The 21,213-nt window shown below is 71.4% G+C and carries 17 protein-coding genes; all 17 read left to right on the top strand.

Annotated elements, in window-relative coordinates; all coding sequences use genetic code 11:
- The first annotated feature begins 30 nt into the window (after nucleotides 1-30).
- The 17 genes from IZR02_RS08370 to IZR02_RS08290 all read left to right on the top strand — a co-directional run bounded on the left by IZR02_RS08370 (nucleotide 31) and on the right by IZR02_RS08290 (nucleotide 21,209).
- A complete protein-coding gene (locus IZR02_RS08370; protein WP_025103500.1) occupies nucleotides 31-2,985 on the top strand; it encodes a DEAD/DEAH box helicase in 2,955 nt (984 codons plus the stop codon).
- Between the two features lie 80 nt (nucleotides 2,986-3,065).
- Nucleotides 3,066-4,643 carry a Rieske 2Fe-2S domain-containing protein gene (locus tag IZR02_RS08365; RefSeq protein WP_025103499.1) on the top strand — a complete coding sequence of 526 codons (1,578 nt, stop codon included), beginning with the start codon at nucleotides 3,066-3,068 and terminating at the stop codon, nucleotides 4,641-4,643.
- Between the two features lie 84 nt (nucleotides 4,644-4,727).
- The gene (gene pyrR / locus IZR02_RS08360; protein ID WP_025103498.1) at nucleotides 4,728-5,258 is read left to right on the top strand and encodes a bifunctional pyr operon transcriptional regulator/uracil phosphoribosyltransferase PyrR; all 531 of its coding nucleotides are present in this window, start codon (nucleotides 4,728-4,730) and stop codon (nucleotides 5,256-5,258) included.
- A complete protein-coding gene (locus IZR02_RS08355) occupies nucleotides 5,255-6,220 on the top strand; it encodes an aspartate carbamoyltransferase catalytic subunit (protein ID WP_217316376.1) in 966 nt (321 codons plus the stop codon). The genes pyrR and IZR02_RS08355 overlap by 4 nt, the downstream gene beginning before the upstream one ends.
- Nucleotides 6,217-7,521: a dihydroorotase gene (locus IZR02_RS08350; RefSeq protein WP_025103496.1), complete on the top strand. Its 1,305-nt coding sequence runs from the start codon at nucleotides 6,217-6,219 to the stop codon at nucleotides 7,519-7,521. The genes IZR02_RS08355 and IZR02_RS08350 overlap by 4 nt, the downstream gene beginning before the upstream one ends.
- Nucleotides 7,518-8,030, top strand: a complete 513-nt coding sequence (locus IZR02_RS08345) for a PH-like domain-containing protein (RefSeq protein ID WP_025103495.1) — start codon at nucleotides 7,518-7,520, stop codon at nucleotides 8,028-8,030. Before IZR02_RS08350 ends, IZR02_RS08345 begins: the two co-directional genes overlap by 4 nt.
- On the top strand, nucleotides 8,027-9,205 hold the full coding sequence (gene carA, locus IZR02_RS08340) for a glutamine-hydrolyzing carbamoyl-phosphate synthase small subunit (RefSeq protein WP_025103494.1): 1,179 nt from the start codon (nucleotides 8,027-8,029) through the stop codon (nucleotides 9,203-9,205). Before IZR02_RS08345 ends, carA begins: the two co-directional genes overlap by 4 nt.
- Nucleotides 9,205-12,492 (top strand): carbamoyl-phosphate synthase large subunit, encoded by a 3,288-nt coding sequence (gene carB / locus IZR02_RS08335; protein WP_025103493.1) that lies wholly within the window; start codon nucleotides 9,205-9,207, stop codon nucleotides 12,490-12,492. The genes carA and carB overlap by 1 nt, the downstream gene beginning before the upstream one ends.
- On the top strand, nucleotides 12,489-13,334 hold the full coding sequence (gene pyrF / locus IZR02_RS08330; RefSeq protein ID WP_025103492.1) for an orotidine-5'-phosphate decarboxylase: 846 nt from the start codon (nucleotides 12,489-12,491) through the stop codon (nucleotides 13,332-13,334). Before carB ends, pyrF begins: the two co-directional genes overlap by 4 nt.
- A complete protein-coding gene (gmk, locus tag IZR02_RS08325) occupies nucleotides 13,327-14,238 on the top strand; it encodes a guanylate kinase (RefSeq protein WP_025103491.1) in 912 nt (303 codons plus the stop codon). The genes pyrF and gmk overlap by 8 nt, the downstream gene beginning before the upstream one ends.
- A gap of 109 nt (nucleotides 14,239-14,347) precedes the next feature.
- Nucleotides 14,348-14,602: a DNA-directed RNA polymerase subunit omega gene (gene rpoZ, locus IZR02_RS08320; RefSeq protein WP_025103490.1), complete on the top strand. Its 255-nt coding sequence runs from the start codon at nucleotides 14,348-14,350 to the stop codon at nucleotides 14,600-14,602.
- Between the two features lie 88 nt (nucleotides 14,603-14,690).
- Nucleotides 14,691-15,884, top strand: coding sequence for a methionine adenosyltransferase (metK, locus tag IZR02_RS08315; protein ID WP_025103489.1), 1,194 nt, complete (start codon nucleotides 14,691-14,693; stop codon nucleotides 15,882-15,884).
- A gap of 16 nt (nucleotides 15,885-15,900) precedes the next feature.
- Entirely contained in the window at nucleotides 15,901-17,859 is a 1,959-nt protein-coding gene (locus IZR02_RS08310) for a hypothetical protein (protein ID WP_025103488.1), read from the top strand.
- 18 nt (nucleotides 17,860-17,877) lie between these two features.
- The gene (gene fmt / locus IZR02_RS08305) at nucleotides 17,878-18,798 is read left to right on the top strand and encodes a methionyl-tRNA formyltransferase (RefSeq protein WP_025103487.1); all 921 of its coding nucleotides are present in this window, start codon (nucleotides 17,878-17,880) and stop codon (nucleotides 18,796-18,798) included.
- An 80-nt stretch (nucleotides 18,799-18,878) separates the two neighbouring features.
- Complete coding sequence (locus IZR02_RS08300; protein ID WP_051582214.1) at nucleotides 18,879-20,264, top strand: RsmB/NOP family class I SAM-dependent RNA methyltransferase; 1,386 nt, start codon at nucleotides 18,879-18,881, stop codon at nucleotides 20,262-20,264.
- A 4-nt stretch (nucleotides 20,265-20,268) separates the two neighbouring features.
- Nucleotides 20,269-20,949 (top strand): ribulose-phosphate 3-epimerase, encoded by a 681-nt coding sequence (gene rpe, locus IZR02_RS08295; RefSeq protein WP_025103485.1) that lies wholly within the window; start codon nucleotides 20,269-20,271, stop codon nucleotides 20,947-20,949.
- Nucleotides 20,946-21,209: a phosphoribosyl-ATP diphosphatase gene (locus IZR02_RS08290; protein WP_025103484.1), complete on the top strand. Its 264-nt coding sequence runs from the start codon at nucleotides 20,946-20,948 to the stop codon at nucleotides 21,207-21,209. Before rpe ends, IZR02_RS08290 begins: the two co-directional genes overlap by 4 nt.
- The last annotated feature ends 4 nt before the right edge of the window (nucleotides 21,210-21,213 follow it).

The following is a 21,213-nucleotide window of genomic DNA, read 5'->3' as shown; positions in this document are numbered from 1 at the left end:
GGTGTCGGCGGTGGCGGGCAGGATCGTCTCATGATCCGCCCGCCCGCCTCCGCCACCCCGGGAGACGGGGCGCGGGATTGGCGTGCCCTGTTGGACGCCGGCGCTGCCCCGGCGGCGGCGACCCCCCTCGCGCTCGGGTTCGAGGTGCGCGTCCGCGACGCCCGAGGAGCCAACCCGTGGGCCTCACGCCCGCAGCGCACCGCGACTCCCCGTGACGTCGCCAAGGGTGTGGGGGAGATCCTCCTCGGCATCCGTCCGCTGGAGCGGAGCGCGGCGACGGGGTCCTGGGTGCTCGGGTCCGCCACCTGGGACGCGGTCCGCCGCGCGCCGGACCAGTACGGTCGGGAGCAGTCGCGGTGGTTCGCCGATCTGCTGAGCATCGCGCGCGACGCGCTGCTCTCCGGCACGGCGGGGGACTGGCTCGTCGCCGACCTCATCGAGTCGCGGCTCCTCTGGGGGCATCTGCGGTCGGCAACCGACCTCGGCATCCCGCTCGTGGCGGCCCAGCGGTCGACGACGCTCGTCCTCGCCGACACCGCAGAACTGACGGCGACCGTGTCCCGTGACGACGACGGCGGCCTCGTCGTCCGTCCGGTCGTGACCCTGGACGGGCGCGAGACGCTGCCGGGCAGCATCCGCGCCCTCGGGCGCTCCGGCGTGTACGAGGTCGCGCAGAGCGGGTCGCGCCTGCAGGTGACGCTCGCGGAGCTTCCGCTCGCAGGGCCCGCGCCGTCGCTGCTCCGGGCCGGGATGCTCGTCGTCCCCGCAGCGGAGGAGGCGGCCTTCCTCCAGGACGCCTATCCACTCCTCGCGCGCCGTCTTCCCGTCCGCGCGGTCGGCCGCGTCGCGCTCCCCGACCTCCCACCGCCCCGTGCCGTGCTCCGGGTGGCGTTCCGTCGCGGAGACACCGTGGGGTACACCGTCGAGTGGGACTATCGCGGCTTCGGGCGGGTGCCGTTCACGCCGGGTCCGGAGGCCGTGCGCGATCCGGACGCCGAAGCCTCTGTGACGCATCGGATCCGGAACGTCTGGCAGGAGCACGGCGTCGCGTTCGCCCCCGCGGGGGCGTTCCACGACGTGGCGGCCGCGGAGTTCATGACCCGCGTCGTCCCCGCCGTGGAGGCGGAGGGCGTCGAGGTGGAGGTGTCGGGCCGACGCAAGACGTATCGCGAGCTCGCCGGGGAGACGGAGATCACGGTCTCGACCGTGGAGAGCACCGACCCCGACTGGTTCGACCTCGGCGTGATCGTCCGCATCGACGGGCGGAACATCCCCTTCGAGCCGCTGTTCACGGCCCTGAGCGCGGGCCGGCGGAAGCTCCTGCTCGTCGACGGCAGCTACTTCTCCCTGAACCACCCGGCGCTCGACCGTCTGCGCGACCTCCTGGACGAGGCCGGGGATCTGGACGAGTGGGAGACGGGCCCGCGGATCAGTCGGCATCAGACGGATCTGTGGGAGGAGTTCGAGGATCTGGCGGACGAGGCCCTTCCCGCGGTGAGCTGGCGGGCCACCGCCGACGGACTGCGCAGCGCCACTGCGGTGCCGGCGGTGCCCCTCCCTCCGGGGCTCACCGCACAGTTGCGGCCGTACCAGAAGGAGGGGCTGGACTGGCTCGCGTTCCTCTGGTCGCATCGGCTCGGCGGCATCCTCGCCGACGACATGGGTCTCGGGAAGACGGTCCAGCTGCTCGCGCTCATCCTGCACGCCCGTGCGGCGGGGGAGGGACGCGCTTTCCTCGTGGTGGTGCCGACATCCGTGCTGGCGACCTGGCGCACCGAGGCGGCGCGGTTCGCTCCGGGTCTCCGCGTGATCACCCGCGACTCGACCGCCGGGCCTGCCGTGGCCGCCGTGGCTCGCGAGGCCGACGTGGTGCTCACCACCTACGCCGTCGCGCGGCTCGACGAGGAGGGGTTCGCGGGCGTCACCTGGGCCGGGCTGATCCTCGACGAGGCCCAGTTCGTGAAGAACCCGGCGACGAAGCTGCATCGTGCCGTCGCGCGTTTCCCGTCCGACGTCACCATCGCGGTCACGGGCACGCCGCTGGAGAACAGCCTCGAGGAGCTCTGGGCGCTGCTGAAGCTCACGGCACCCGGCCTGTTCGCCTCCGCGCGGAAGTTCCGCGAGCACTACATCCAGCCGATCGAGCAGGGGAAGGTCCCGGAGAACGCGGAGGGCGGACCGTACCGGCAGCGCCGCCTCGCGCAGCTCCGACGACGGATCCGCCCGCTCGTGCTCCGCCGCACCAAGGAGCTCGTCGCCCCGGACCTCCCGCCGAAGCAGGAGCAGGTGCTGGAGATCGAGCTGAGCGCGGGGCATCGCGAGCTCTACGAGACGGTGCTGCAGCGGGAGCGGCAGAAGGTGCTCGGCCTGCTGGAGGATCTCGACCGCAACCGCTTCATCGTGTTCCGCTCCCTGACGCTGCTGCGGATGCTGAGCCTCGCTCCGGCGCTGATCGACCCGGCCGACGCGCGCCTCGGCTCCCGCAAGCTCGACGAGCTCCTGGAGCGGATCGTCGAGCTGCAGGCGGAGGGGCACCGCGCGCTCGTGTTCAGCCAGTTCACGTCCTTCCTCGACATGGCGGCCGCGCGTCTGGACGCCGCCGGCATCCCGTACGCGCACCTCGACGGCTCGACGCGTCATCGCGAGCAGGTGGTCGCGGACTTCGCGGAGGGGGAGCAGCCCGTCTTCCTCATCAGCCTGAAGGCCGGCGGGTTCGGGCTCACGCTGACCGAGGCCGACTACGTGTTCCTCCTCGACCCGTGGTGGAACCCCGCCGCCGAGGCCCAGGCCGTCGACCGCACGCACCGCATCGGCCAGCGCAGCCAGGTGTTCGTCTACCGCATGATCGCCAGCGGAACGATCGAGGAGAAGGTCCTCGCGCTGCAACGCCGCAAGGCCCGCCTGTTCACCGCCGTGCTCGATGACGACGCGCTCTTCGCCCAGGCGCTCACGGCCGACGACATCCGCGGTCTCTTCGACGACTAGACCGTTTTCCCCGGCCCGTCCCGCCGGGAGCTCAGGGAGCCGTCGGTACAATCGAACGGTTCATCTTCGAGAGGAATGCAATGCGGATCACGGGACTCGGCCACGCCGGCATGTTCATCGAGACGGTGGGCGGCAACATCATCTGCGACCCGGTGCTCGGCCCGTCCTTCTTCGGGTCCTGGTTCCCGTTCCCGGACAACCGCGCGCTCGACTGGGAGCGCTACGGTCGTGAAGCCGACTTCCTCTACATCTCGCACCGGCACCGCGACCACTTCGACCCGGCGCTCCTGGAGCGGTACATCCGCAAGGACATCGAGGTGCTCCTGCCGGAGTATCCGATCGACGACCTGGAGCAGGACATCCGGGCGCTCGGCTACACGAACATCACCTACGCGCCCGCCGGCGAGATCATCGAGCGCGGGGCGCTCAAGATGATGATCACCCCGCTGCGCGCACCGAGCGACGGCCCGATCGGCGACTCGTCGCTCAGCGTGGACGACGGCACGGGCTCGATGCTGAACCAGAACGACTCGCACCCGCTCGATCTCGACAAGCTGCTGCACTTCGGGAAGCCCGACGCCTACTTCACGCAGGTCTCCGGGGCGATCTGGTGGCCCATGGTCTACGACCTGCCGCTGGACGCGAAGCAGAACTTCGCCCGCCTCAAGCGCGAGGCGCAGAACAAGCGCGCGATGTACTACATCGAGAAGGTCGACGCTCCGCACGTCTTCCCGATGGCGGGTCCGCCCATGTTCCTCCGCGACGACCTCTTCGACTTCAACGGGATGGGCCGCAACGGCGAGTCCATCTTCACGGACCAGAAGCAGTTCATCGCGCACATGAAGGAGCTGGCCCCGAAGTACGACGGGCAGCTCTTCGTCCCCGGCACGCTCGTCACGATCGACGGCGGTGCGGTGACCACCGAGCAGACGCTCTACACCGAGGCCGAGCTCGCCCACATCTTCGACGAGAAGTGGGAGTACCTGGAGGAGCAGCGCGCGACCCGCCAGCAGGAGATCCGCGACGAGGAGGCCTCGCGCGCCGAGATCATCCCGCCGGACGAGATGCTGGCCGCGATCAAGGAGTGGTGGGAGCCGCTGCTGAAGAAGTCGCGCACCATCCGCCTCGGGGTCGGCGGGCACGTCCGCTTCCGCATCGGGGAGCTGGACATGGTGGTCGACTTCCCGCGCGCCAAGGTCCGCGAGTACGCGGGGGAGGAGTGCGTGTACTGGTACACGATCCCGGCCGACCTCGTCTCGACGAACATCCGCGACCACGAGATCGACTGGTCGAACTCGATCTTCCTGTCGATGCAGTTCTCGGTCGGCCGCAGCGGCAAGTTCAACGAGTTCCTCACCACGTTCCTGAAGTGCCTCTCGGTCGACCGGATCGAGTACGTCGAGAACTGGTACCAGGAGCAGACCGACCAGACCGAGGACGCGGAGATCGGCGACTGGGTCGTCCAGCGCCGCTGCCCGCACCTGCGCGCCGACCTCACCAAGACGGGGAAGGTTGACGAGGACGGCATCCTCACGTGCAGCATGCACGACTGGAAGTGGGACCTGAAGACCGGACGCTGCCTCTCCACGAGCGGCCACCCGATCCGTTCCTCGAAGATCGACGACGTGACGGATCCGGTGCTCCGCGAGGCGAGCTGATCTGCGGAGGCCTGAGCGCTCCGATAGACTGAGATCACAAGCAACCTTTAACACCGTCCTGTGAGGCGGAGAAGGGAGCGGCTGATGGGTGTGCGCACTGTGCTGCACCAAGCCGACATCTCACGAGCGCTGACCCGGATCGCGCACGAGATCCTCGAGTCCAATCGCGGGGCCGACGACCTCGTCCTGCTGGGCATCCCGACCCGCGGCGTGACGCTGGGCCACCGGCTCGCCGCGCTGATCAGCGAGATCGCGCAGGTCTCCGTCCCCGTCGGATCCCTCGACGTGACGCTCTTCCGCGATGACCTCGCCAAGCACCCGACGCGATCGCCGCAGCCGACGGAGATCCCCGCGGGCGGCATCGACGGGAAGACGGTCGTCCTCGTCGACGACGTCCTGTTCTCCGGCCGGAGCATCCGCGCCGCGCTCGACGCCCTGCAGTCGATCGGCCGTCCCGCCGTCGTGCGGCTCGCGATCCTCATCGACCGCGGACACCGGGAGCTTCCCATCCGCCCCGACTTCGTCGGCAAGAACATCCCGTCCGCGCGCACCGAGCGCGTCAACGTGCGTCTGTTCGAGAACGACGGCGCCGAGGAGGTGACGATCGGCGAATGAGGCATCTCCTCGACACCCGCACGCTCGACAGAGCGACCGCCCTGCGCATCCTCGATGTCGCGGAGGACATGGCCGACACCCAGTCCCGCGAGGTCAAGAAGCTCCCGACGCTCCGCGGGAAGACCGTCGTGAACCTCTTCTTCGAGGACTCCACGCGCACCCGCATCTCCTTCGAGGCCGCCGCGAAGCGCCTGTCCGCCGACGTCATCAACTTCGCCGCCAAGGGCTCCAGCGTCTCCAAGGGCGAGAGCCTGAAGGACACCGCGCAGACGCTCGAGGCGATCGGCGCCGACGCGGTCGTCGTGCGGCACCCCGGCTCCGGCGCCCCGCAGACGCTCGCCACGAGCGGCTGGATCTCCGCCGGCGTCGTGAACGCGGGCGACGGCACGCACGAGCACCCCACTCAGGCGCTCCTCGACGCCTTCACCATCCGCAAGCGTTGCTTCGGTGCGGAGAGCCGCGGACGCGACCTCTCCGGTCTCCGGGTGACGATCGTCGGCGACGTGCTGCACTCCCGCGTGGCGCGCTCCAACGTCTGGCTGCTCACCACGCTCGGCGCCGAGGTCACGCTCGTGTCGCCGCCGACCCTGGTTCCGCAGAACGTGTCCCTATGGCCGGTCCGCGTGGTCTACGACCTGGACGAAGCCCTCGCGGAGGGGCCGGACGCCGTGATGATGCTGCGCATCCAGCTCGAGCGGATGAACGCGGCGTATTTCCCGACTGAGCGGGAGTATTCGCGCCGGTGGGGCCTGGACGCACGGCGCGTGGCGGCTCTGCCGGGCGGTAGCATTGTCCTGCACCCCGGACCCATGAACCGGGGACTGGAGATCTCCTCCGAAGCTGCCGATTCCCCCCGTTCGACGGTGCTGGAACAGGTGTCGAACGGGGTCTCCGTGCGCATGGCGGTGCTGTACCTGCTGCTGGCAGGAGAACGAGACGACGAACGAGGGGGAGACCTGTGAGCGAGACCCTCGTCATCACCGGTGCACAGCTGCTCGGCGCGGACGGCGCCGACATCATCATCGAGGACGGCGTCATCGCCGAGGTCGGGACGGGGCTCACCCGCACCGGCGCGCGGGTGATCGACGCCGCGGGCCTGGTCGCGCTGCCGGGCCTCGTCGACCTGCACACCCACCTGCGCGAGCCGGGGTTCGAGGCCTCCGAGACGATCCTCACCGGCACCAGAGCGGCCGCCGCGGGCGGGTTCACCGCCGTGTTCGCGATGCCGAACACCTCCCCGGTCGCCGACACGGCGGGCGTGGTCGAGCAGGAGCTCGCCCTCGGCGAGGCGGCCGGCTACGCGACCGTGCAGCCGATCGGCGCCGTCACGGTGGGGCAGAAGGGCGAGCGCCTCGCCGAGCTGGGCGCCATGGCCACCTCCCGTGCCCAGGTTCGGGTCTTCAGCGACGACGGCTTCTGCGTGTGGGATCCGCTGATCATGCGCCGGGCTCTGGAGTACGTGAAGTCCTTCGACGGCGTCATCGCCCAGCATGCGCAGGACCCGAGACTCACCGAGGGCGCCCAGATGAACGAGGGCACCGTCTCGGCCGAGCTCGGGCTGGCCGGGTGGCCGGCGGTCGCCGAGGAGTCGATCATCGCCCGCGACGTGCTCCTCGCCGAGCACGTCGGCTCGCGGCTGCACGTGTGCCACCTGTCGACGGCAGGCTCGGTGGACATCATCCGCTGGGCCAAGAAGCGCGGTGTCAACGTGACGGCGGAGGTCACGCCGCACCACCTGCTGCTCACGGACGAACTCGTCCGCGGCTACGACGCGCGGTTCAAGGTCAACCCGCCGCTGCGCCGCGAGGAGGACGTCCTCGCGGTCCGGGAGGGCCTGGCCGACGGCACGATCGACATCGTCGCGACCGACCACGCACCGCACCCCAGCGAGCACAAGGCGTGCGAGTGGCAGGCCGCCGCGAACGGCATGGTCGGTCTGGAGAGCGCCCTGCGGGTCGTGCACCAGTCGATGGTGCAGACCGGCCTGATCGGCTGGGCCGACGTGGCCCGGGTCATGAGCGCGACGCCCGCCCGCATCGGCCGGCTCTCCGGCCACGGCACGCCGCTCGAAGCCGGGCAGCCCGCGCACATCACGCTGTACGACCCCGCGGTCGACGGTGTGTTCACCGCCGCGGACCTGCACGGGCGCAGCGTGAACTCGCCCTACCTGGGCCGCGCCCTGCCGGGCCGCGTGGAGTACACCGTGCACGGCGGCGTCCTCACGGTCGACGGCGGCGCCGTCGTCGAGGAGCTCGGCGCATGAGCGCACGGGACCTCGCGGTCGCGATCATCATCGCCGTCGCGCTGCTGATCCTGCTCTCGATGCTGTTCGCCTGGCGACGACGAGTGCGGCGCGATGCCGCGTACACGGCCCCGCTCGGGGTGCCGGAGCACGCGGAGGTGACGCGCCGCGACGAGGTGCTCTACGTGTCCACAACTCGGCACGAGCAGCCCCTCGAACGGCTCGCGATCACCCCGCTGGCGTTCCGCGCACGCGGCGAGCTGGCTGTGACCGACCGCGGCATCGCGCTGGCCCTGGACGGTGCCCCCACCGTCTTCCTCGCCGCCGACCGCCTCGTCTCCATCGACCGCGCGACCGTCACCATCGATCGCGTCGTGGAGCCCGGCGGGCTCGTGCGCATCTCGTGGCACGTCGACGACACGACCGTCGTCGACAGCTATGTGCGCCTCACCGGCGGCGACCTCCCGACCCTCATCTCCGACCTGCAGCGGCTCATCCCCGCCGCCCCTGACACAGGAGCCTCGTCATGACCCTCTCGACTTCCTCCCCGCAGGCCTCCGCGGCCCGCCTTCCCGACCCCGCCGTCCTCGTCCTGGAGGACGGCACCCGACACCGCGGACGCGCGTACGGCGCGCGCGGGCGCACCCTCGGCGAGGTCGTGTTCGCCACCGGCATGTCGGGATACCAGGAGACCATCACCGACCCGTCCTACGCCGGACAGATCGTCCTGCAGACCGCCCCGCACATCGGCAACACCGGCATGAACGACGAGGACACCGAGTCCCGCCGCATCTGGGTCGCCGGCTACATCGTGCGAGACCCCTCGCGCGTCGTCTCGAACTGGCGGGCGAACGCCTCTCTCGACGAGGTCCTCGTCGAGGACGGCATCGTCGGCATCAGCGGCATCGACACGCGCGCGGTTACCCGCCACATCCGCTCCGCCGGCTCCATGCGGGGCGGCATCTTCTCGGGTGCGGAGGCGGAGCTCGACCCGGAGGAGCAGCTGCGCATCGTCCGCGAGGCCCCGGAGATGACCGGCCTCAACCTCTCCGCGCAGGTGTCCGTCCAGAGCGCGACCGTCACCCCGGCGAGGGGGGAGCGCATCGGCAACCTCGCCGTGCTCGACCTCGGCGTGAAGCAGGCGACGATCGACAACCTCGCGGCCCGCGGGTTCGACGTGCACGTCCTCCCGCAGGACGTGGGCATCGACGAGATCCGGGCGATCGAGCCGGTCGCCGTCTTCTACTCGAACGGTCCCGGCGACCCCGCGGCGTCGGGCGACCACGTCGAACTGCTGCGCGCGGTCCTCGACGACGGGCTGCCCTTCTTCGGGATCTGCTTCGGCAACCAGCTCCTCGGCCGGGCCCTGGGTCTCGGCACGTACAAGCTGCCGTTCGGCCACCGCGGCATCAACCAGCCCGTGCTGGACAAGCAGACGGGCAAGGTCGAGATCACCGCGCACAACCACGGCTTCGCCGTCGAGGCGCCCCTGGAGGGCTCCTTCGACAGCCCGCACGGCTACGGCAAGGTCGAGGTCAGCCACGTCGGCCTCAACGACAACGTCGTGGAGGGCCTGCGCGCCCTCGACATCCCCGCCTTCTCGGTGCAGTACCACCCCGAGGCGGCGGCCGGACCGCACGACGCCAACTACCTCTTCGACCGCTTCCGCGACATGGTCATCGCGAACAAGAAGGACGCAAAGTAATGCCCAAGCGCGACGACATCCGCTCCGTCCTCGTCATCGGCTCCGGCCCGATCGTCATCGGCCAGGCCTGCGAGTTCGACTACTCCGGCACCCAGGCGTGCCGCGTCCTCCGTGAGGAGGGCGTCCGGGTCATCCTCGTCAACTCCAACCCCGCGACGATCATGACCGACCCCGACTTCGCCGACGCGACCTACATCGAGCCGATCACCCCCGCGGTGATCGAGACGATCATCGCCAAGGAGAAGCCCGACGCGATCCTGCCGACGCTCGGCGGTCAGACGGCGCTCAACGCCGCGATGGCGCTGCACGAGCAGGGGATCCTCGAGAAGTACGACGTCGAGCTCATCGGCGCGAAGGTGGACGCCATCAAGAAGGGCGAGGACCGTCAGGTCTTCAAGGAGCTCGTCCTCGAGGCGGGCGCGGACGTCGCCAAGAGCGTCATCGCCCACACCATGGACGACCTCCTCGCCGGTGCCGAGCAGCTCGGCTACCCGCTCGTGGTGCGCCCGTCCTTCACGATGGGTGGGCTGGGGTCCGGGTTCGCCTACGACGAGGAGGACCTGCGCCGCATCGGCGGCGCCGGCCTGCGCGACTCGCCGACGACCGAGGTGCTCCTGGAGGAGTCGATCCTCGGCTGGAAGGAGTACGAGCTCGAACTCATGCGCGACACCGCCGACAACACGGTGGTCGTCTGCTCCATCGAGAACGTCGACCCGGTCGGCGTGCACACCGGCGACTCGATCACGGTGGCGCCGGCGCTGACCCTGACCGACCGCGAGTACCAGAAGCTCCGCGACATCGGCATCGACATCATCCGCGCCGTGGGCGTGGACACCGGTGGCTGCAACATCCAGTTCGCGGTCAACCCGGAGAACGGGCGCATCATCGTCATCGAGATGAACCCGCGCGTCTCCCGGTCGAGCGCCCTGGCGTCGAAGGCCACCGGCTTCCCGATCGCCAAGCTCGCGGCCAAGCTCGCCCTCGGCTACCGCCTCGACGAGATCCCGAACGACATCACCGGCGTGACCCCGGCCAGCTTCGAGCCGACGCTCGACTACGTGGTCGTGAAGGTCCCGCGCTTCGCGTTCGAGAAGTTCCCGGCCGCCGACGCCACCCTCACCACGACCATGAAGTCGGTCGGCGAGGCGATGGCCATCGGCCGCAACTACGCCACCGCGCTGCAGAAGGCGCTGCGGTCGCTCGAGAAGCGGGGCTCCAGCTTCCACTGGGGCGAGGAGCCGCGCACCGTCGAGGAACTGCTCGAGATCGCGAAGACCCCGACCGACGGCCGGATCGTCACCCTGCAGCAGGCGCTGCGCAAGGGCGCGACCATCGAGCAGGCGTTCGAGGCCACGGCCATCGACCCCTGGTTCCTCGACCAGATCGTCCTCATCAACGAGGTCGCCGAGGTCGTCCGCACCGCCGGCGAGCTGGACGACGCGACTCTGCGCTACGCCAAGGAGCACGGATTCTCCGACGTGCAGATCGCCCAGCTCCGCGGCGAGAGCGAGGCCGAGATCCGCGGCGTGCGCCACGGCCTCGGCATCCGCCCGGTCTACAAGACGGTCGACACCTGCGCAGGGGAGTTCCCCGCGCTGACGCCGTACCACTACTCGAGCTACGACGCCGAGACCGAGGTCGCGCCGTCCGACCGCACCAAGGTCGTCATCATCGGCTCCGGCCCGAACCGCATCGGTCAGGGCGTCGAGTTCGACTACTCCTGCGTGCACGCCTCGTTCGCGCTGTCCGACGCGGGCTTCGAGACCGTGATGATCAACTGCAACCCGGAGACCGTGTCGACCGACTACGACACGTCCGACCGGCTGTACTTCGAGCCGCTGACGCTCGAGGACGTGCTGGAGGTCCTGGACGCGGAGGCGGCGAGCGGCACCATCCTCGGCGTCGTCTGCCAGCTCGGCGGGCAGACCCCGCTCGGGCTCGCGAAGGGCATCGAGGCGGCTGGCTACACGGTCCTGGGGACGAGCCCGGAGGCCATCGACCTGGCCGAGGAGCGCGAGCTGTTCTCGCGCCTGCTCGACGAGGCCGGACTCCTCGCGCCGCGCAACGGCACGGCGATCGACGTGGAGGGCGCGGTGCGCATCGCCGAGGAGATCGGCTACCCGGTGCTCGTGCGCCCGAGCTTCGTGCTCGGCGGCCGCGGCATGGAGATCGTCTACGGCACCGACGCGCTGCGCGACTACTTCGTGCGGACCGCCGGTGAGGTCGTGATCGAGGAGGGCAAGCCGCTCCTGGTCGACCGCTTCCTCGACGACGCGATCGAGCTCGATGTGGACGCCCTGTACGACGGCACCGACCTCTTCATCGGCGGCGTGATGGAGCATCTGGAGGAAGCCGGCATCCACTCCGGCGACTCGAGCTGCACACTGCCGCCGGTCTCGCTCGGCCGCAGCGACGTCGACCGCGTCCGCGAGGCCACCCTCGCCATCGCGCAGGGCGTCGGCGTGCGCGGTCTGCTGAACGTGCAGTTCGCGATCAGCGCCGGCGTGCTCTACGTCATCGAGGCGAACCCCCGGGCCAGCCGCACGGTGCCCTTCGTCTCCAAGGCGCTGGGCATCCCGATGGCGAAGGCCGCCAGCCGCATCATGGCCGGCTCCACCATCGCCGATCTCCGCGCCGAGGGGATGCTGCCCGCGCAGGACGGCTCGCGCGTCCCGCTGGACGCTCCGGTCTCGGTCAAGGAGGCCGTGCTGCCCTTCAAGCGGTTCCGCACCGCCGACGGCAAGACGGTCGACTCGGTCCTCGGCCCGGAGATGCGCTCGACCGGCGAGGTCATGGGCATCGATCGCGACTTCCCGACCGCGTTCGCGAAGTCCCAGGCCGCGGCCTACGGCGGCATGCCGACCTCGGGAACCGTGTTCATCTCGGTCGCCGACTCCGACAAGCGCGCGGTGATCCTCCCGGCGCACCGCCTCCAGCAGCTCGGCTTCACGATCGTGGCGACCGAGGGCACGGCTGAGATCCTGTCCCGCAACGGCATCGCGGTCACGGTGGTCGAGAAGTACAGCGAGACTCAGGAGTCCGGCGCCCGGAACATCGTCGACCTCATCAACGACGGGGAGATCGACATCGTCGTGAACACCCCGTCCGGTGGGGCAGCCCGTGCGGACGGCTACGAGATCCGCGCCGCCGCGGTGGCCGCCGACAAGGCGCTCTTCACGACCATCGCCGTGCTCGGCGCGGCGGTGAGCGGGATGGACGCCGCGCACGAGGGCTTCCAGGTCAAGAGCCTGCAGGAGTACGCCCAGGACCGGATGGCCGCGGTATGACGGAACGCTTCGGCAGGCGAGCCCGCGCCGCTCTGGAGGCGCACGGTCCGCTCTGTGTCGGCATCGACCCCCACGCCGCTCTGCTGGCGGCGTGGGGGCTGACCGCCGACGCCGCCGGAGTCCGGGAGTTCGGGCTCCGTACCGTCGAGGCGGCCGCCGGTCGCGTCGGTGTCGTGAAGCCGCAGGTGTCGTTCTTCGAGCGGTACGGCGCCGCTGGGTTCGCCGCGCTGGAGGACGTGCTCGCCGCCGCGCGGGCGGCCGGACTGCTCGTGATCGCCGATGCCAAGCGCGGGGACATCGGATCGACGATGGTGGATTACGCGCAGGCCTGGCTGCCCGCCGGTGCGCCTCTGGAGGCGGACGCCCTGACGGTGAACCCGTACCTCGGCGTCGGTGCGCTGGAGGGCGCGTTCGCCCTGGCTGAGGAGCACGGCAAGGGGCTCTTCGTCCTCGCGGCGACCAGCAACCCCGAGGCGACCGTGCTGCAGCGCGCGACGACCGCGGACGGCGAGACCGTGTCCGCGGCCGTGGTCGCCGAGGTGTCGCGCCGGAACGCCGCCGCGACGCCCGCGGGGGAGTGGGGGAGTTTCGGCTTCGTCATCGGCGCCACCGTGGACGCGGCGGAGGCCGGCCTCGCGCCGTTCGCGCCCGTCGCCCCGATCCTCGCCCCCGGCTTCGGCGCGCAGGGCGCCACTCCCGCGGATCTCGCCCGCCGCTTCGGCCCCCAGGCCGCCTCGGTGATCGCGAGCGAGAGCCGCAGCCTCCTCTCCGCGGGCCCGGCGGCCCTCGCCGAGACGATCGCCGACCGCGCCGCCCAGTATCGAGAGGTCAGCCGTGGCTGAGGAACGCCGCACCGTCCCCGAGGTCGACAGGGCCGCCGCCGCCCGCCGTGCGGTCGAGAGACGACGCGCCAGGGCTTCGCTCAAGCGGGATCTGACGATGCGCGTCGTCACCCCGCAGGCCGTGCTGCATCGCGCGACGGAGGACCCCGACTCGGTCGAGGGGTCCATGCGCATCACCGACTTCCTCCTGGCCCTCCCGGCGATCGGCGCGGGAAAGCGCGACCGCGTGCTGGAGCAGCTCCACATCTCTCCGGTCAAGCGGCTCGGCGGGCTGGGCGCCCGGCAGCGCCGGGTGCTGGAGGAGTGGCTGGACGACCGGTTCCCCGTACCTGCGCCCCGCGGGGCGCGCAGCCGACTGCTCGTCCTCGCCGGTCCCACGGCCGTAGGCAAGGGGACCGTCGCCGCGCACATCCGCGAGAACAACCCCGAGATCCATCTGTCCGTCTCGGCGACCACCCGACCTCCACGCCCGGGCGAGATCGACGGCGTGCACTACTACTTCGTGGATGACGCCGAGTTCGACCGCCTGATCGCCGACGGCGAGCTGCTGGAATACGCGGTCGTGCACAACCGCTCGCGCTACGGCACCCCGCGCGCTCCCATCGACGCCGCCCTGGCCGAGGGGAAGACGGTGCTGCTGGAGATCGACCTGCAGGGCGCGCGCCAGGTGCGCGCGGCCGAGCCGTCGGCGACCCTCATCTTCCTTCTGCCGCCGAGCTGGGACGAGCTGGTGCACCGACTGGTCGGCCGGGGCACCGAGGACGCCGAGGAGCGAGCCCGCCGGCTGCGGACCGCGAAGGTCGAGCTGGCGGCGCAGAACGAGTTCGACCACCTCATCGTGAACGAGGACGTCGCCACCGCCGCTCGCGAGGTCGTAGACTTGTCTACAAGCTCTGCGCGCTGACCTGATTCCAGGGTCGAGCACCACGCCGGTCCCTGAGCTCGTCGAAGGGTCGCGCGCCCGCAGCACCGTCTTCGCGGCGAATCCCGTCGCCTGATCAGGAGGTCCACCCATGGCCGGACGCAACAACGGCATCATCGATCCCCCCATCGACAACCTGCTGGAGCGCGTCGACTCCAAGTACGAGCTCGTGATCTACGCGGCCAAGCGCGCCCGTCAGATCAACGACTACTACTCCGACCTGCACGAGGGGAACCTCTTCGACAACGTGGGCCCGCTCGTCGACTCCTCGGTCGAGGACAAGCCGCTCACCATCGCCCTGCACGAGATCAACGAGGACAAGCTCCGCCTGCGTCACGCGGAGTAACTCGACGACCGCGCCGCCCCGACGTCGGTGGCGCGGTCCAGAATGGGTGCCACACCCTCCCACCGTCCGTCCCCGTTCTGGAGCATCGATGAGCGCGCTGCGTCTGTTCACGTCCGAGTCCGTCACCGAAGGGCATCCGGACAAGATCTGCGACCAGATCTCGGACAGCATCCTCGACGGACTACTCGCGAAGGACCCGGCCTCCCGGGTCGCGGTCGAGACGCTCGTCACGACCGGGCTCGTGCATGTGGCCGGCGAGATCCGCACCGACGCCTACGTCGACATCCCGACGATCGTCCGCCAGGTCGTGAACGGCATCGGCTACACGTCGTCCGACACCGGCTTCGACGGCGACTCGTGCGGCGTCAGCGTCTCGGTGGGGGAGCAGTCCACCGACATCGCCCACGGGGTCGACAACGCCCAGGAGCACCGCGACGGCTCGTCGGTCGATCCGCTCGACGGCCTCGGCGCCGGGGACCAGGGCATCATGTTCGGGTTCGCCACCAACGAGACCCCGCAGCTCATGCCGATGGCCGCATGGACCGCGCACCGCATCGCCGAGCGGCTGACCGAGGCGCGCCGCAGCGGGCTGCTGCCCTTCCTGCGCCCGGACGGGAAGACGCAGGTCACCCTCGGCTACGACGGCTTCACCCCGAAGACCGTCGACGCCGTCGTGCTGTCCACGCAGCACAACCCGGACATCGCCCAGGACGACCTCAAGGCGCAGATCCGCGAGCACGTCATCGATCCGGTCCTCGCCACGACCGGCCTCGACCTCGACGACGTCACCTACTACATCAACCCCGCGGGCCCCTTCGTCACGGGCGGCCCCAAGGGAGACGCCGGGCTCACCGGCCGCAAGATCATCATCGACACCTACGGCGGCGCCGCACGGCACGGCGGTGGTGCCTTCAGCGGCAAGGACCCGTCGAAGGTCGACCGCTCCGGCGCCTATGCGACGCGCTGGGTCGCCAAGAACGCGGTCGCCGCGGGCCTCGCCGACCGCCTCGAGGTGCAGGTCGCCTACGCGATCGGCGTCGCCCGCCCCGTCGGCCTGTACGTGGAGACCTTCGGCACCGGACGGGTGTCCGACGAGGTCATCACCCGCGCCATCGACGAGGTGTTCGACCTCCGGCCGCAGGCCATCATCGAGCAGCTCGACCTGCTGCGGCCGATCTATGCGCAGACGGCCGCGTACGGGCACTTCGGTCGGGAGCTGCCGAACTTCACGTGGGAGCGGACGGACCGGGCCGAGGAGCTGCGGCGCGCTGCCGGGCTCTGACGGGTCCGCGGTGCTGATCTCTCCGGAGAGCCGGCGCATCGCGCGGGTGCTCCTCGAGTCGCCGCTGCCGCAGCTCGACCGCCTGTTCGACTACGCGCTCCCGCCGGAGCTCGGTGACGTCGAGCCCGGGGTCCGCGTGCGCGTGCCCCTGCGGACCGCGGGGCGCGTGGTCGACGGATTCGTGGTGGAGCTGGACGTGGAGGACGACGCCGATCGGCCGCTCTCCGAGGTCGAGAGCATCGTGTCCGCCGTTCCCGTACTGCCGGATCGCCTGTACCGACTGGCGCGGCGCGTCGCCGATCGCGCGGCAGGGTCAGCAGCCGACGTGCTGCGGCTGGTGATCCCGAAGCGGCAGGTGCGGGTCGAGAAGGCCTGGACCGCCGACGCTCCGACGCCGCTCCTCGAACCCGAGGCCCGCGACGCGGCCGCGTCCGTCGTCGGACTGTACGACGGACTGCAGGCGGTGCTCGACGAGAACGGACGGGCGGCCGTCGAGGCCATCCCGCAGCTCAGCGACGACACACCGGGCTGGGCGCGGATGCTCGCTGCTGCCGCCGCGACGACGCTCGCGGCGGGGAAGTCGACCATCCTCGTCGTGCCCGACCACCGTGACCTCGATCGGCTGCTGGCCGCCCTCGACAGGTTCGTCCCGGCGGAGGCGATCGCGCGGTACGACTCCCGACAGCCGAACCCGGATCGCTATCGCTCCTTCCTGCGCACGCTCGAGGACGCGCCCTGCATCGTCGTCGGGAACAGGTCCGCCGTGTACGCCCCTGTCGTCGCCGGTCTCGTGGCGCTGTGGGACGACGGCGACAGCCTGCTGGGCGAGCCGCTCGCACCCTACGTCCACGCCCGGGATGCGGCGCTGCTGCGGCAGGAGGCGGAGGGCTCGGCCCTGCTCTTCGCCGGTCACACGCGGACGACCGAGGTCGAGCGGCTCGTCGTGCACGGCTGGCTGCGGGATATCCGCGCGACCCGGCGCGTGCTCCCGCGTGTGGTGCTGAGCACACCGCAGGAGATGGAGCAGCCGACGCCCCAGCGCATGCCGTCGTCGGCCTTCCTCGCCGCCCGGAACGCGGCCGCGGAAGGGCCGGTGCTCATCCAGGTCTCGCGGCCCGGCTTCGCGCCGTCCCTCGTCTGCGCCGACTGCCGGGCTCCCGCCCGATGCCCTCATTGCGGCGGTCCTCTCGGCGCCCGCCATCGTGGCGCGGTCCCGGTATGCGGGTGGTGCGGGCGTGGTGCCAGGGCGTGGACCTGCCCGGCGTGCTCCTCGACCCGTCTCCGGCTCGCCTCATCCGGCAGCGAGCGGACCGCCGACGAGCTCGGACGCGCCTTCCCCGGCGTCCGCGTCATCGTCGCCGACGGCAGCCATCCGGTGGAGCGCGTCGACGCGCGCCCGGCCCTCGTGGTCGCTACGCGCGGCGCCGAGCCCCTCGCGGAGGGCGGCTACCGGGCGGTCGTCCTGCTCGACGGCCCGCGGATGCTGCAGGCGCCGGATCTGCGCATCGGTGAAGCGTGTCTGCGGTGGTGGTCGAACGCCGCCGCCCTCGCCGCGCCGGGCGCCCCCGTCCACCTCGTCGGCGTCGACGGCGCCGTCGCCAGAGCCCTCGCCACCTGGAACCACCCCGCCTACGCACGCACCGAGCTGGAGCAGCGCGCGCCGCTGCACATGCCGCCGACCGCGCGCGTCGCGCTCGTGGAAGGCTCGTCCGCCGCCGTGGCGCGCGCTCTGGAGGCCCTGTCCGAACTCTCGCTGCCCTCCGACGCGGTGCTCGGTCCCGTCCCCGTCGAATCGGATGACGTCCCGCCCCGAGTGCGGGCGCTCGTGCGCTTCGACTACGGCGCGGGGAGTCGCGTCGCGACCACCCTCCGCGCTGCTGTCGTGGCGGAGGCGGTGAGCGGCCGCCGAGGCCGGACCAAGGTCGCCCGCAGCACGCTCTCGGTCCGCCTCGATATCCTCGATCCAGAACTCTGACCCTTCCGGAGAACCTTCATGCGCCTCGTCTTCGCCGGCACTCCCGCCGCCGCGGTCCCCACTCTGCGACGCCTCGCCGCCGAGCACGACATCGTCGCGGTGGTGACGCGCCCCAACGCCCCCCTCGGGCGCAAGCGTGTGCTGACCCCGTCGCCGGTCGCTCAGGCTGCGGTTGAGCTCGGCCTGCCGGTCATCCACGCTGCCCGGCTGGACGAGGCGGTGACGACGGAGATCTCGGCCCTGCGCCCGGAGCTCGGCGTGATCGTCGCGTACGGCGGACTCGTGCGCGAGCCGCTCCTGTCGGTGCCGGATGCCGGGTGGATCAACCTGCACTTCTCGCTCCTGCCCGCCTGGCGCGGAGCTGCGCCGGTGCAGCGCGCTCTGATCGCGGGAGATGCCGTCCTCGGCGCGAGCGTCTTCCAGCTCGTCCCCGAGCTCGACGCCGGCGACGTGTTCGCGATGCGTACCGTCGAGCTCCCGGCGACCGCTACGGCGGGGGAGGCGCTGGAGGCTCTGGCCCTCGACGGCGCCGGTCTCACCGCCGACGTGGTCGCCGCGATCGCGGACGGCAGCGCCCGCGCCGTCCCGCAGGAAGGCGAGCCGACGTTCGCCGGCAAGCTGACGCTCGAGGACGGTCTCCTCGACTTCCGCGAGCCGTTCGACGCCGTGTACGCCCGGTTCCGCGGAGTCACGCCGGAGCCGGGAGCGCACACGACGATCGACGGTCAGCGGCTGAAGATCCTCGAGGCGCGACCCGCCGGTGCCGAGGCGGAGGACCTGCGACCGGGTGCCATGGCGGGCACGCGAGCGGAGGTCCTGATCGGGACGGCCACCTCGCCGCTGGCCGTCACCCGGCTGCAGCCCGCGGGCAAGGGCCCCATGAAAGCCGCCGACTGGTGGCGGGGTCTGCAGGGCACGACTCCGGTGGCCGGCTCGTGAACCCGAACGACGGACGGCGCCCCGGCTCGGGGCGTCAGCACGCAGGCCGGGCGCGGAACGGCCGCGGCCCGAACCGGTCGATCCAGCCGGCGCGCCGCGTGGCCTACGACGTGATCAGGGCGGTGTCGGACTCCGACGCCTACGCCAACCTGCTCCTCCCGACGGCGATCGCCGAGGCGGGGCTGGACCCGCAGGACGCGGCTCTGGCGACCGAGCTGACCTATGGCACGCTCCGTCGCCGGGGCACCTACGACGCGATCATCGCCGCCGCCGCCGACCGCCCCGCCGACGCGATCGACCCCGCCGTGCTCGACGCCCTCCGGCTCGCGGTGCATCAGCTCCTCGCGACGCGGGTGGCCTCGCACGCCGCCGTGAACGAGTCCGTGAACCTCGTGGCCCTCACGGCGGGGCGTGGCGCGTCGAGCTTCGCCAACGCGGTGCTCCGGCGGATCGCCCGCGAGTCGCCGGGCGAGTGGCTCGCGCGCATCGAGGCGGCGGCGCGATCGGACGACGAACGTCTGGCCCTCCGAGCCGCGCACCCGGTGTGGATCATCCGGGCGCTGCGGCGCGCCCTCGCCGCCGAGGGGCGCGTCGAGGAGCTGGACGCCCTGCTGGAGGCCGACAACGTCTCGCCCGAGGTCACCCTGGTCGCCCTCCCCGGGCTCGCGGAGCCGCAGGAGCCCCGCCGGCCCTACGCCGCCACGGCGTTCGCGTCTCCGGGAGGCGATCCGCGTCTCGCGCTGGCCGCCTCCGACGGTGCGGTCCGGGTGCAGGACGAGGGATCTCAGCTCGTCGCGCTCGCGCTGACCGCGGCGGCGCCGCTGCGCACGGGGGAGCGGTGGCTCGACCTGTGCGCAGGACCCGGCGGGAAGACGGCCCTGCTCGCCGCCGTCGCCCGGCAGAACGACGCGGTCCTGGAAGCCAACGAGGTGGTGCCGACCCGCGCCCGGCTCGTGCGCAACGCGCTGCGCGCTGTCCCGGGCGACGTCACCGTGCACGAGCGCGACGGCCGGGAGCTGGCGGCCGAGCGGCCGGAGGCGTTCGACCGGATCCTCGTGGACGCCCCCTGCACCGGCCTCGGCGCCCTCCGACGGCGCCCGGAGGCCCGGTGGCGGAAGTCCCCGGCGGACGTCGCCGAGCTCGTGCCGCTGCAGGTCGGTCTGCTCACGGCGGCTGTGGACGCTCTCGCACCGGGAGGCGTCGTCGCGTATGTCACCTGTTCGCCCCATCTCGCGGAGACCACGGCGGTGGTCGAGGAGGTGCGGCGCATCCGGCCGGAGCTCGTCGAGCTCGATGCCCGCGCGGTGCTGCACGGCGTGGCGCAGTCGCTGATCGATCTCGCCGACGACGGGCGGGCGCAGACGGGCAGCGCTCAGCTCTGGCCGCATCGGCACGGCACCGACGCGATGTTCCTCGCACTCCTGCAGCGCCCGCTGGAGGCGACAGACGCCCCGAAGGAAGGTTGAGACCATGGATCTGCCCCGCGCCCCGCGCATCAACCCCAGCATCCTCGCCGCCGACTTCGTCAACATGCAGGCGGAGCTCGCCCGCATCGCGACCGCCGACTTCGCGCACGTCGACGTCATGGACAACCATTTCGTCCCGAACCTCACGTTCGGCCCGCAGATGGTCCAGCGCATCCAGGAGACCAGTCCGGTCCCGCTGGACGTGCATCTCATGATCACGGATCCGGATCGCTGGGCCCCGGGCTACGCCGAGCTCGGCGCCGCGAGCGTGACCTTCCACCTGGAGGCGGCGGGGGAGCCGGTGGCTCTCGCGCGGCGGCTGCGCGACATCGGCGCCCGTGCCGGGGTCGCGGTCAAGCCCGCGACTCCTGTCGAGGGACTCTTCGACCTGCTGGACGAGTTCGACCAGATCCTCGTGATGACCGTCGAGCCGGGGTTCGGCGGACAGGGCTTCCTGCCCGAGACCATGCCGAAGCTGCAGGCGCTGTCCGCGGAGGCGCGGCGCCGCGGCTCGTCCGTCTGGCTCCAGGTCGACGGCGGCATCTCCGACGCGACGATCGCCCAGGCGGCCGAAGCGGGAGCCGACACCTTCGTCGCCGGATCCGCGGTCTACGGGGCGGACGACGTGGAGGCGGCCGTCACCCGGCTCAGGGACCTCGCGCGAGCCGGTAGCCTGGAGGGGTGAAGACTTTCGACGAGCTGTTCGCCGAGCTCAGCGTCAAGGCCGAGACCCGACCCGAGGGATCGGGCACCGTGGCGGAGCTCGACGGCGGCGTGCATGCGATCGGCAAGAAGATCGTCGAAGAGGCCGCCGAGGTCTGGATGGCGGCGGAGTACGAGTCGGATGCCGCTGCCGCCGAGGAGATCTCCCAGCTCCTCTACCACCTGCAGGTGATGATGCTCGCGAAGGGCCTCACCCTGCAGGACGTCTACCGACATCTGTGATGCG

Source organism: Microbacterium paraoxydans, from assembly GCF_019056515.1.
GTDB lineage: Bacteria > Actinomycetota > Actinomycetes > Actinomycetales > Microbacteriaceae > Microbacterium.
This window is presented reverse-complemented; position numbering and strand designations above follow the sequence as displayed.

Excerpts from the sequence above, each read along its gene's own strand:
- IZR02_RS08370 (WP_025103500.1), top strand. The coding sequence starts at position 31 with ATGATCCGCCCGCCCGCCTCCGCCACCCCGGGAGACGGGGCGCGGGAT.
- IZR02_RS08365 (WP_025103499.1), top strand. The coding sequence starts at position 3,066 with ATGCGGATCACGGGACTCGGCCACGCCGGCATGTTCATCGAGACGGTG.
- pyrR (WP_025103498.1), top strand. The coding sequence starts at position 4,728 with ATGGGTGTGCGCACTGTGCTGCACCAAGCCGACATCTCACGAGCGCTG.
- IZR02_RS08355 (WP_217316376.1), top strand. The coding sequence starts at position 5,255 with ATGAGGCATCTCCTCGACACCCGCACGCTCGACAGAGCGACCGCCCTG.
- IZR02_RS08345 (WP_025103495.1), top strand. The coding sequence starts at position 7,518 with ATGAGCGCACGGGACCTCGCGGTCGCGATCATCATCGCCGTCGCGCTG.
- carA (WP_025103494.1), top strand. The coding sequence starts at position 8,027 with ATGACCCTCTCGACTTCCTCCCCGCAGGCCTCCGCGGCCCGCCTTCCC.
- carB (WP_025103493.1), top strand. The coding sequence starts at position 9,205 with ATGCCCAAGCGCGACGACATCCGCTCCGTCCTCGTCATCGGCTCCGGC.
- pyrF (WP_025103492.1), top strand. The coding sequence starts at position 12,489 with ATGACGGAACGCTTCGGCAGGCGAGCCCGCGCCGCTCTGGAGGCGCAC.
- rpoZ (WP_025103490.1), top strand. The coding sequence starts at position 14,348 with ATGGCCGGACGCAACAACGGCATCATCGATCCCCCCATCGACAACCTG.
- metK (WP_025103489.1), top strand. The coding sequence starts at position 14,691 with ATGAGCGCGCTGCGTCTGTTCACGTCCGAGTCCGTCACCGAAGGGCAT.
- fmt (WP_025103487.1), top strand. The coding sequence starts at position 17,878 with ATGCGCCTCGTCTTCGCCGGCACTCCCGCCGCCGCGGTCCCCACTCTG.
- rpe (WP_025103485.1), top strand. The coding sequence starts at position 20,269 with ATGGATCTGCCCCGCGCCCCGCGCATCAACCCCAGCATCCTCGCCGCC.